Origin of the sequence: Psychrobacter sp. CAM01 (assembly GCF_032842965.1) — a bacterium.
In the GTDB taxonomy this organism is placed as follows: Bacteria; Pseudomonadota; Gammaproteobacteria; order Pseudomonadales; family Moraxellaceae; genus Psychrobacter; species Psychrobacter celer.
The window spans coordinates 599,407-611,529 of record NZ_JAWJBL010000008.1 but is presented as its reverse complement, the minus strand read 5'-3'; the positions used below and the strand labels follow the sequence as shown (position 1 = coordinate 611,529).

Genomic DNA, 12,123 nt, shown 5'->3' with positions numbered 1-12,123 from the left:
TTAACTGGTACTGTATACGCCAAAAAAAAGACCTTGCTTGCAAGGTCTTTTTTTTGGCGTATATAAAACAAGAGGCGTAAAGCAGTGGCTAGGTATAGGTTTGGTGCAAACCCAAAAACAGAAAGTCACCCATTCAGCTAAGATGCGATTACGTATTATAGCCTTCCTCATTACCCGTGATACTGCTGACTTTTTTGGTAAAAAACAAACCTGCAGGAATAGAGAGCAAAAGACCGGCGACGACCGCGATTTGTACATGCGGGATTTGATTAAAACCTGTCACCAAAGCACCAATGATAAAGACACCGACTGTCACGGTCGCAGCGATTGAGTAAATAACAGAGAATAATGGCCAATTCATGAATTACTCCTTACTTTTTTTGTGGGTATAACTCCTTTATACACTAAATCCACAAAAAAAGTAAGTGTTTCTCACCAACCCTTAAGCCAGCCATAGCAAGTGACAATGGGTAAAGACCTTGCTATTATTAAGGTTTTTATAACAAACCTCTCTATCATTATTTCTATATCATTTTATTTTACCGATTTTTCCTATTGCCACGTCTTTGACTGAGTCCACAGTCGTCAACCGCATTGCGCTAAATAACCACCACTCATTACTATCTTCGGTGCTGCCTGCTCTGATAACGCTGCTCAATGACGACTCGCAAAAAACCCACACAGCTGCGGCCATTTATCATTACAATAACGAGTGTCTTTTTTTGATAGAAAGTTACCTGCTATGACGTCTGTTGATAAACAAAAAGCCCACCACTCATCCAGCCACACCGCTGATACAACGGCACCATCTCGTACGGATGAAAGCTCGGCGGCGTCAACTACTAAGACAGACACTGATGTCGAACCTACCGTCACTGACGACGCCGAAATAGAAAATAGCGCTGATAACAGTAGAGGCGATGACAATAGAAGTCATGATAATGGAGGTGATGACGATGATAACGATGACGATATGGCATGTGCCAAACCTCCTGAGTCTAAGATTAGCATGGAGTCCATCGCACCTGATGTCGTCGTTGCGACCTTAGAGACCACGGACCCCGATGCACCATCAGCAAACGATCAGCCAACCTTAGAATCAGAACCTTTAAATCCTGATGACGATGCTGAGCACACGCCGACACAAACAGCCGAGCAAGCCTCTACACTCGTATCTCAGCAACAGGCAGATACTAATGCCCCTGACCAAGAACATGATAAAAAAAATGACCAAGGGCACGACAACAGCAAAACAAACGAGGACCAGCAAAACCCAGAGAATGCTGGGCAACAAACCAAAACTACCGACGCAGAGCAGCTAAAAGCGAGCAAAACAACAGACAAGTCAGAAACGGATGATAGCGACCAGCAAGAAGATGAAATAAAAGAAGAAAAAGAAGCCAAACTAGAGTCTTATAAGCAGTTTGCAGCGGAGCAATTTAGCAATCAAAAGGTCGACTATCCTGAGGTACGGGTAAAGATAGAGGCCAACGCCCTGCCCAGCAGGATGTATTTTATCATGAATATCCTCTCAGCCATCATCGCCAGTTATGGGCTGGTGACCAACTCAGCGGCGGTGGTGATTGGTGCGATGCTGGTAGCCATGATGCTCGGCCCCATCACGGGCGTGGCATTGGCCATTATCGATCACCGGATGCCGCTGCTGCGTAAGTCGCTGATTACGGTACTTTTGGGCATCACTTTGGTGCTGGTGGTTGGCTTTATCGTCGGCTGGCTGCACAAAGACCAACCTCTCACCGCCGAGATTTTATCGCGTACGCAGCCGACCTCTATGGATTTGATGATTGCCTTAGCAGGTGGCACAGCCGGCGCTTATGCCATGGTATCTCCGCATCTTTCGGTTGCCGTCGTTGGAGTGGCGGTGGCGACTGCTTTAGTACCACCACTGGCCGCCAGCGGGATTTTGTTTGCCAATGGTGAGATGCAGCTAGGCTTTGGCGCGCTGTTACTGGCAGTGACCAACATCATTGCGATTCAGTTTACCAACGCCTTGGTGCTTTGGGTGCTTGGGTTTCGGCGACTGGTCGATGACGACTACAAATCCAGCAACTACCTGACTTTTTTGCAGCGTAACGCGGTGACGTTGTTATTGTTAGGCGGCCTCGGTACCTATTTAACCATCAACCTACAAACCAACGCCAAGCAGCAAGTGTTTGAAAGCAGTGTCAAAGAAGCCATCAATCACTATTTTATTGATAAAGGCAACGTGCTGACCAACACTCAGTTTGACACCACTGAGCAAAACCAAGTGGTCCGCGCTGTCATCCGCGGTGAGACAACACCGAGCGCTTATGACGTGCAGCAAATCGAAACCCGCATCACCCAAGATATGGCAAAAAACTTCCCTGATTATCTGCCGATAAAACTCCAGCTACGTTACCTGCCCGTACAGGTCATTGAGTCCAATCCGCTGACGCAAGACAAACTCGACAAAACAGATGCCGCGATTTTGACCAATTCACGCTGAGGGCGTGTAAATCAAACGTATCGGCTGTATTCGATTGCTGACTTCCCAATGCCGTGTTAGTATCTGGGCTTTTTTTACAGCCTTACTGCCATGCTCTTGTTGTCTGACGCGCAGTCGTCTGTCAATAAAGCATTGAATACTATACTTTGCGCCACAGCAACAACTCAGGCAGATGAGCCTCACCAACCTAAACTTCAGGGATAGGAGTACATCATAGTGAACAAACAATCTTGGCAAATAGCCGCAGCCTATATGTCAGTAGTCGTTGGCGGTGGTTTTGCCTCTGGCCAAGAAGTCCTTCAGTTTTTTACCGGCTACGGGATGGCAAGTGTTATTGGCACACTGGTTAGTGCCGCGCTGTTTGCTTTTTTGGGTATGCAAATTGCGCGCATGAGCTCAAACATGCAGGCCAACTCACACAAAAAAGTACTGTATAGCTTATTTGGTACGCGCGCTGGGTTGGTTGTGGATGTGGTGTTATCATTCTTTTTATTTGGTGTGGGCGTGGTCATGCTGGCTGGTAGTGGCTCCATCTTTACGCAGCAGTACGGTTGGCCACCACTGGTAGGCAGTGTTTTTATGACGGTACTGGTCGTCGCCACACTCTGCTTAAAAGTAAAAGGCATTATCAGGTTAATCAGTAGCATCATGCCTGTGCTGCTGCTATTGATATTAGCGATTACCACCTACTCATTTTTTAACAGCACCGCCTCAAGTGAGACGCTAAATAAGGTAGCGCAAGAAATACCCACTATCAGCTCAGACTGGCCGATCTCAAATTGGTTTTTTGGGGCGGTGCTTTATGCCTCATTTAATATCGCGGTTGGCTTTCCTATGCTAGCAGTCATTGGCGGTATGACTCGCTCCGAAAAAACAGCAGCCAGTGGTGGCGCGATGGGCGGGCTTGGCTTGGGCTTGTTAGTATTTTTACTCAATATTGGCCTTTTTGCTAACATCGACACACTCATCGGCGTTGAGATGCCTACTCTAGGACTGGCCTCAAACATCTCACCCGTGTTAGCAATTATCATGTCAGCGACGCTCATTTGTATGATATACAGCACCGCCGTGGGTATGTTTTTTGCCTTTAGTACCCGCTTTGCAACACCAGGGACAAACCGCTTCAAAGCACTTAGCGCGTTTTTTGCTATCGTGGGTCTTGGTTTAAGCCAGCTCGGTTTTAGCACACTCATTGGTACCGTGTATCCCATGCTGGGCGTTATTGGTCTCATCATGATCGTGGCTATTATTTGGGTGTGGGTTCGCAACCGCAAGCAGCCAATACAAGCGCAAGCGCAAGCTCAAACATCAAGTTAACAGTTGGACGACTCATACCGTCATTTGCGGTAAGACCCGTTCACGCTGATTGTTTGCAAATGAAAGCCTCATTGACCTTGGCACAATACCCCAACAGTGATAACTCTTATACCAAGAGCTTGGGCGTTTGTGCTAAAATCGCTTGCAAAATTATTTTACTCAATTCTATCCGTCAGTAAGGAGCCGCTGTGAGCCATCCATCTCAAACAGCCGATATTCGCCAAGCCTTTATCGATTTTTTTATCAGCAAGCAGCATACCCAAGTGTCATCGTCTAGCTTGATTCCGCACAATGACCCGACATTGTTATTTACCAACGCGGGCATGAATCAGTTTAAAGAAACCTTTTTGGGCATGGAAACGCGCGACTATACGCGTGCGGTGACCTCACAAAAATGCGTACGGGCTGGCGGCAAACACAATGATTTGGACAACGTGGGCTATACCGCGCGCCACCATACGTTTTTTGAGATGCTCGGTAACTTCTCGTTTGGCGATTATTTCAAAAAATCTGGTATCGAATATATCTGGGAGTTTTTGACCTCAGATGAGTGGTTGGCCATTGATAAAGACCGTCTGTATGTGACCATTTACGAGACGGATGATGAAGCGTTTGATATTTGGCACCATGACATCGGCATCCCAAGCGACCGTATTATCCGCATCGGTGATAATAAGGGCGCGCCTTATGCGTCAGATAACTTTTGGACGATGGGCGACACCGGCCCTTGTGGCCCATGTACCGAGGTCTTTTATGATCATGGTGCCGATGTCGAAGGCGGCCTGCCGGGTACGCCTGAAGAGGACGGCGATCGCTATATCGAGATTTGGAACTGCGTCTTTATGCAGTTTAATCGCCAAAAAGACGGCACCATGCTGCCGCTGCCTGCGCCAAGTGTCGATACGGGTATGGGGCTTGAGCGTATCAGCGCCATTATGCAAGGCGTCCATAGCAACTATGAGATAGATTTATTTGTACATCTAATGGATGCAGCGGCTGAGATTTTAGAGATTGACAATCAGCAGCAGTCATCACTCAAAGTCATCGCCGACCACATCCGTGCAGTGGCGTTTTTGATTGCAGATGGCGTCACACCAAGCAACGAAGGCCGCGGTTATGTACTGCGCCGTGTCATTCGCCGCGCGGTACGTCATGGCAACAAACTGGGCGCTGATAGTGAATTTTTCTATAAAATGGTCGCGCCTTTAGTCCGTGAGATGGGCGACGCTTATCCCGAGCTAAAAGACAAACAAAGCGCGATTGAGAGCGCCATTCAAAAAGAAGAAGCACAGTTTGCTAAGACACTCGCGCAAGGTCTGCGCCTGCTCGCCTCTGAGCTTGAAGGCCTAAAAGATGGTGACATCCTCTCTGGCGAAGCAGCATTTAAGCTTTATGATACCTACGGCTTCCCACTTGATTTGACAGCTGACATCACGCGCGAGCGCGGTATCGCCATCGATGAGGCTGAGTTCGATGAGCACATGCAAGCACAGCGCGAGCGGGCTCGGGATGCTGGCAAGTTTGATGTGGACTATAGCAGCGTCATTCAAGTTAAGACGCCCACGACCTTTGTCGGCTATGAACAACTAGAAGAAGATGGCGTGAGCATCGATGCCCTTTATCAAGATGGAAACCCTGCTGAGCGTTTGGCTGAAGGGATGGAAGGCGTCGTGGTTCTTGATCGCACCCCGTTTTATGCTGAAGGCGGTGGTCAAGTCGGTGAGCTGGGCGAAATCCACACCGCAACGGGCGTGTTTGCCGTGCAAGACACCAAAAAATCTGGGCAAGCCATCATTCATCATGGCGTCGTGACCATGGGCGAGATTTGTAGCAAACAAACCGCCAATGCTCAAGTGCTCTCAAGCATCCGCGCGGCGAGTGCCAAAAACCACTCAGCCACTCACCTATTGCACGCGGCTCTAAGAGAAGTGCTGGGCGATGCGGTCACCCAAAAAGGCTCATTGGTATCCAGTGAGGTATTGCGTTTTGACTTTGCTTACGACAAACCTGTCACGCCCGATGAGATTAGCCGTATTGAGCGCCTCGTCAACGAGCAAATCCAGGCCAATACCCCGACCCGTATCGAGCATATGTCTATCGATGAAGCCATGAACCAAGGGGCGATGGCGCTGTTTGGCGAAAAGTATGGCAGCGACGTCCGTGTATTGACGATGGGCACAGAGCGCACCGTAGATGGTCAGCGCAAGCCCTTTTCTATCGAGCTGTGCGGCGGTCTGCATGTGCAGCGCACCGGTGATATTGGCCTGCTCAAAATCACCAGCGAATCCGGTATCGCCGCTGGTATCCGCCGTATTGAAGCCGTCACTGGCATGAACGCCATCAAAAACATACAGCAAGGCGAGCAGCAACTCAGCGAGCTGGCAAGTCAGCTAAAAGCCAAGCGCCCTGACGTGGCACAGCGTGTACGTACGATGGTCGACAAGCAGCGCGAGCTAGAAAAAGAGCTTGAGCGTTTGCAGCAAAAGATGGCCAGTGCCCAAGCAGCCAACCTACTCGATGAAGTACAGACCATCGCCGACACGCCTGTGCTCATCAGTACCCTAAGCGGTATCGATGGCAAGTCCATCCGTACCCTGATGGATGATATCAAATCCAAACTGCCAGATAGCGTCATTGTCCTGATCGGTGATAAGAACGAGCAATTGGCATTGGCCGCCAGTGTGGCAAAACCTGTCACCGCCAAGATAAAGGCGGGCGATATTATTCGTCATCTAGCAGGCGAGCTGGGCGGTAAAGGTGGCGGCAAGCCTGACTATGCGCAAGGCGGCGCACCAAAATCTGACAATGCCAAAGCCGTCATCGACGCACTGCCCGCTTGGATTGCCGAGCAGTTAGGTTAGAGCATCTCGGGCATGGCGCTGGGACGAAAAACCCAAGCGCCACCTAGTCCAAATGCTATCCAGTCTAAATGCTATCTGAGTGTCATAGAGCAATCCTTATCGCATGATGCAGGTTGGTTATAGCTTTCATAACCAACCTGCATGCATCTAAGCACTACTGGCACTTAACGTTGCTCAGCAGATATGATATAAAGGTCAACGTTTGAACATCTCGTTCACTCACTTGCTCAGCAGCACAACGTAGCAAACAGCATAGGACGCAACTCTTATAATACGGCTTTATCTATGCAGACATTGATTGGGCGTCACATAGATGCACAGCGATGATAAAAAAGGCCATTATTGAATAATAGGTAGATTTTTATGGCGTTAATAGTACAAAAATATGGCGGCACCTCGATGGGCAGTATCGACCGCATAAAAAACGTCGCCAAACGAGTCAAACGCTGGCATGATAACGGCCACCAAGTGGTCGTCGTGGTCTCAGCCATGAGTGGCGAAACCAACCGTTTGATCGATTTGGCACGCCAAATCAGTACCCAACCTGACCCACGTGAATACGACCAAATGGTCTCAACAGGGGAGCAAGTCTCCATCTCATTGCTTGCGATGGCGCTAAAAGAGCTGGGCGTGGGGGCGCGCTCATTGACGGGTCGCCAAGTGGCGATCAAAACCGATAACGCGTATAACAAAGCCCGTATCGAGAGCATCGATGACGAAAACATCCGCGAACAGCTCGATGCTGGCAATGTCGTCATCGTCGCAGGCTTTCAGGGTATCGACGCAGAAGGTAACGCCACCACCCTAGGCCGCGGCGGCTCTGATACCACCGGCGTGGCGATTGCAGCAGCATTAGGCGCGGATGAGTGTCAAATCTATACCGACGTCGATGGCGTCTATACCACCGACCCACGCGTGACCTCAAAAGCCAAAAAGCTTGAAAAAATCACCTTTGAAGAAATGCTTGAGATGGCAAGCCTTGGCTCCAAAATCCTACAGATTCGTTCGGTAGAGTTCGCTGGTAAATATGGCGTGCCGCTGCGTGTGCTATCTAGCTTTGATGAAAATACTGACGGTAGCTTTGACCAAGAATTTCAAGACAATGTCGGCACCCTAATTACGATAGACGAAGGAGACAGTATGGAACAGGCAATCATCTCAGGTATCGCCTTTAACCGAGACGAAGCAAAAATTGTAGTGCGCGGCGTACCTGATCACCCTGGTATTGCCTCTGCTATTTTAAGCCCGATTGGACGTGCCAATATCGAAATCGATATGATTGTGCAAAACCTATCGGATCAAGGCACCACTGACTTCACCTTTACCGTCAACCGTACTGACTTAGATAAAGCCATGAAAGTGCTAAACGACGAGGTCAAAGACGACATCGGTGCCAAAGAAATCTTGGGTAACAGCGAAGTGGTCAAAGTATCTTTGGTCGGTGTGGGCATGCGCTCACACGCAGGGGTCGCCAGCTTGATGTTCCAAACCTTGGCCGAGCACAACATCAACATTCAGATGATCTCGACCAGTGAAATCAAAGTCTCTGTCTTGATTCAAGACCAGCATTTAGAAAAAGCGGTCAAGTCACTGCATACAGCGTTCGGTCTAGACCGAGACGATGGCGACAGTAAAATCGCTGGGCTATAATTGACTTCACCATTATTGATGAAACTGTCATTGATTTTAAACCATTAAACCTATCAACTTAGCATCAACGGTTATCAATTAAATCAGTATCAATTACTTTGTCTAATATATTTAATAAAATAGGGTCTTTTTAGATCCTATTTTTATTTTTTATTATTACTAGGCTGCGTATTTACCTAATAGTTTTGTGAAAACCCGTGACAGTAACTGTTATGCCCCCTATAATGGGGGTTTCATTTGGGCTAAATGAATCTACCTATCGTTGCCGTTATTGGCACAATCATTATGTTGCGATCAACACATGGTTTGTTTTGTGCTGCGGCGATGTCCTGCAATCGAGAAGTAATCTGATGAGTAATAATTTGTTGATGCGACATAAGGAGTGTGACGCATGTTAATTTTGACACGCCGCGTGGGCGAAACGCTAATGATTGGCGATGAGGTCAGTGTGACTGTCCTTGGTGTCAAAGGCAATCAAGTACGTATCGGTGTAAACGCACCCAAAGATATTGCCGTACACCGCGAAGAGATTTACCAACGTATTCAGCATGAGCGTTCTGTACAGTCGCAAATGCAGCATCTTGAGCAAGGCAATTTTGCGCCTTCATTTGATGACGAAGACTATTTCAATCGTTGAGCCATAAAACTGAACGATTAATCACGAATAATCATTGAGCATCTAGTAGAAGTGTGTTTTTATAAATACGCTGTGTTTTTAGAAGTACTGTCGTTTTTATAATTATATAATCTAATAGGTTTGTTTTTTAATCTGCTCTGAGGTCATTTATTTATGAGTATCCGCCAATCAGATGTATCGGCCCTACTTAATGGTTTGGACAAAAAAGCCATTGGATTCAATGATGTCATCAGTTTTATTGATGATTTTTATCGTTATGCGCCAGCGCCTTTTGTTAATGGTATGGTACATAATGCGGCTGGTGAAAACGAAGGCAGTGCCAAGATTTTTGGGTTTGCCAAACACCATGGCCTAAACCAATTAGACACGCTAAAACTGTTTGGCGAGCATTATGCCAAAGTCCTAGCGACGCCTAACGGCACAGATCATGCCAATATTCGCAACTTTTTACATTGGGGTTGGCAAGGGTTTTTGATGCAAAAAAACCCACTAACGGTTCGCCCTAGTGTGGATACCACTGCACTTTAAAACCTAATCTATCAAACCAAAAAAAGCCACGCTCATGAGCGTGGCTTTTTGCCGTGTACTCCTCAGTCAACTTAATACGAAGATAACTTCAATACAATACGTAATCAACTGAGCGCTTATTTTGTTTATCACGGTCTGTTTATTGCTTATTGCGAAACTTCACAGGCTGTACCGCGCCTTTAGGATTGGGCATGTTTGGATAGTGATGCTCATGCTCGACATCACACTCTGCCCCAACGACTGAGCCATCGTCTTTTATTGGCTTATGAATATAGCCGGTACGCTCAGAGGGCGGCAGATGCTCGTGTTCCCATACCATCACCGCTTGCATGCAGGTCTCGCGCTGCTCCGCACTGAGCTTACGACCATCTGGCCATTTACCCAGCTCAATCGCCATACGAAACTTATCGACTACCTCTGGCGTCAAACTCGCTAATATCTTTTCTTTATCCATCGTGCCTACTCTCACTATGTCTGACTGTGTTTTTTATCATCTAAGATATTTGTGTCTTAAAAACGCTTATTCATCGTCTATGATATCATCATCGACGTCCAGACTGAATTCTTCAGCATGGACGTTCCAGTGTAGCTTGGTGCGACATGCCTCATAAAAATCAAAACCTGGCGGGTGCAGTAGCGTCAATTTGTCAGGGTGCTTACGGATATACAGGCGCTGCTCTTGATCTAAGGGTACGCTCGGCTTGCCATCTGCGCTCACCATCGGCTGGGTACGGTTGTCTTCATGTATGCGAATACACACCTCACTGTTTCCGCTCACCACAATCGGCCTGCTCGAGAGCGTATGAGGATGCATGGGCACCAGACAAATGGCATCCATACTTGGATGGATGATAGGGCCACCGCCTGATAGCGCGTAGGCTGTAGAGCCGGTCGGCGTCGCCGCGATCAAGCCATCACTATGCTGCCGATAGACATCTTGACCATCGATTTTCATCTGAAAGTCGATCATATGGACTGACTTACCAGCGTGTAGCACCACGTCGTTGAGTGCCATGTCTTCATGAATAATGTTGCGCCCTTCTCGTATCTCCATGGTCAATAAAAACCGATGATCCAGCTGATAATTACCCATCAGTACTTGGCGCAGTTTAAAGGCCGCCTCGTCCGGCTTTACGTCCGCCAAAAACCCAAGGCGACCGCGGTTGACCCCAAGGACAGGCACACGGTAGCGTGCCAACGCCTCGGCCGCATGCAGGATAGAGCCATCCCCACCGACGACGATGACCAAATCACAAATCTCGCCGATCAAGCTGCGTTTGACGATTTTGACTTTTTCAATTTCGGTAAGGTTTAACGTCGGTAAGTTGGCGGTTTGCACATCCATGATCAACGTCAAGTTCATGTCATTGATGGTTTGGGCAATTTGCACCAGACTTTGGGTCACACTGCACTTGCCGGCACGCCCCATGAGGCCAATACGCCGAAAAGCCGGGTTTTTGATGGCGTGGAACAGCTCTGATTCGTGTAAATGTGGCAATCTTGCAGACTGCGCTGAGTTTTCCATAAAAAGACTCGGTATAACGGTAAAATACTCGCTCATGATAGCGATAAATACGTGCTTAGACTAGCATGTTTATGCATTATCGTTGTTAACAGTCGTAATCGACCCCAAATAAAAACCAGCGCACGCTACCACTAGATGAGTTTGTAGACGTGCTTGTTTGGCTACCAAAATGCCGTCACCGCTGGGTGTAGATCAGCGCTTTATAACGCCGCGCAGCCTTGCTTTTCATCACGCAAACACAGTTGACAATGATGGCGGTTTTGCTAAAGTAGCTGACATTACTATTTTTATATTTAATTAAGGACATATGTATGGCCAATCCTATTGTCAGTCGCGCAGAGCTTGCGATCGGCGGTAACCCAATGACGGTCAAGGGCGTGATTCAAAAGACCAGTCTGCTACTCGGGTTATCTGCCATCACTGGTGTGGGTTTTTTCTTTTATGCACTGATGGCAGGCCTATCACAAGGCTTTATCACGATGGCCGCCATGGTAAGTATGTTTGCCGCGTTTGGTCTTGCCCTTTTTATCACCTTTAAACCACAAAAAGCTAAGACGTTTGCTGTCCCTTATGCTCTGTTAGAGGGTGTGTTTTTGGGCGGTATCTCGCTGTTTTTTATGCGCATGTATCCAAGCGTGCCGGTCACGGCGATGTGTGCGACATTTGTGACGGCAGCGGTGATGCTGGGGCTATACCGCTCAGGGCTGGTAAAGGTCACTGAAAAGTTCCGCTCTATCGTCACCTCAGCGGTCATTGCTATTATGCTTGTCTATGTCGCACAGTGGGTGTTGTCGTTGGTATTTGGCTCGACCTTGCCTTTCTTGTTTGAAGGCGGCGCTATCGCTATTGGTTTCAGCTTATTTGTCATCGTCATCGCCTCTTTTACCTTGCTACTAGACTTCGATAATATCGATCGCGGTGTGGCAATGGGCGTATCAGAGGATTACGAGTGGCTATTTAGTATCGGCATTCTTGCCACACTAGTCTGGATGTACATTGAGTTTATGCGCTTATTAAGCTACCTACAAGACTAAATGATACATACCGCTATCACCGTGAGCAAAAACCGCCTTGGCTAAGGCGGTTTTTTTGTGCATAAGCTTATAGAATCGCGGTA

9 protein-coding genes and 1 pseudogene are annotated in these 12,123 nt (G+C 47.8%); 7 read left to right on the top strand and 3 right to left on the bottom strand.

Annotation, left to right across the window (positions count from 1 at the left end; genetic code table 11):
- Nucleotides 1–148 precede the first annotated feature (148 nt).
- Nucleotides 149–361, bottom strand: a complete 213-nt coding sequence (locus R0I52_RS06195) for a hypothetical protein (RefSeq protein ID WP_288999355.1) — start codon at nt 359–361, stop codon at nt 149–151.
- A 381-nt stretch (nt 362–742) separates the two neighbouring features.
- On the opposite strand from R0I52_RS06195, the gene R0I52_RS06190 reads away from it, so the two are divergent.
- From R0I52_RS06190 to R0I52_RS06165, 6 genes and pseudogenes are all read left to right on the top strand, one after another.
- Nucleotides 743–2,488, top strand: a complete 1,746-nt coding sequence (locus R0I52_RS06190) for a TIGR00341 family protein (RefSeq protein ID WP_317053595.1) — start codon at nt 743–745, stop codon at nt 2,486–2,488.
- A 216-nt stretch (nt 2,489–2,704) separates the two neighbouring features.
- Entirely contained in the window at nt 2,705–3,805 is a 1,101-nt protein-coding gene (locus R0I52_RS06185; RefSeq protein ID WP_317053594.1) for a hypothetical protein, read from the top strand.
- Between the two features lie 188 nt (nt 3,806–3,993).
- The gene (gene alaS / locus R0I52_RS06180; RefSeq protein ID WP_317053593.1) at nt 3,994–6,666 is read left to right on the top strand and encodes an alanine--tRNA ligase; all 2,673 of its coding nucleotides are present in this window, start codon (nt 3,994–3,996) and stop codon (nt 6,664–6,666) included.
- Between the two features lie 363 nt (nt 6,667–7,029).
- A complete protein-coding gene (locus R0I52_RS06175; protein ID WP_317053592.1) occupies nt 7,030–8,316 on the top strand; it encodes an aspartate kinase in 1,287 nt (428 codons plus the stop codon).
- 391 nt (nt 8,317–8,707) lie between these two features.
- Nucleotides 8,708–8,875 (top strand): annotated as a pseudogene (gene csrA, locus R0I52_RS06170) (carbon storage regulator CsrA); the annotation flags it as partial.
- 231 nt (nt 8,876–9,106) lie between these two features.
- The gene (locus tag R0I52_RS06165) at nt 9,107–9,481 is read left to right on the top strand and encodes a HopJ type III effector protein (protein ID WP_075101716.1); all 375 of its coding nucleotides are present in this window, start codon (nt 9,107–9,109) and stop codon (nt 9,479–9,481) included.
- Nucleotides 9,482–9,620: 139 nt separating this feature from the next.
- On the opposite strand, the gene R0I52_RS06160 is transcribed toward R0I52_RS06165, so the two are convergent.
- Nucleotides 9,621–9,935: a YeaC family protein gene (locus R0I52_RS06160; RefSeq protein WP_317053591.1), complete on the bottom strand. Its 315-nt coding sequence runs from the start codon at nt 9,933–9,935 to the stop codon at nt 9,621–9,623.
- Between the two features lie 66 nt (nt 9,936–10,001).
- Nucleotides 10,002–11,006 (bottom strand): NAD(+) kinase, encoded by a 1,005-nt coding sequence (locus tag R0I52_RS06155; RefSeq protein WP_317053590.1) that lies wholly within the window; start codon nt 11,004–11,006, stop codon nt 10,002–10,004.
- 311 nt (nt 11,007–11,317) lie between these two features.
- Between R0I52_RS06155 and R0I52_RS06150 the strand changes: the two genes are divergently transcribed.
- On the top strand, nt 11,318–12,040 hold the full coding sequence (locus tag R0I52_RS06150) for a Bax inhibitor-1/YccA family protein (RefSeq protein ID WP_192994978.1): 723 nt from the start codon (nt 11,318–11,320) through the stop codon (nt 12,038–12,040).
- Nucleotides 12,041–12,123 lie beyond the last annotated feature (83 nt).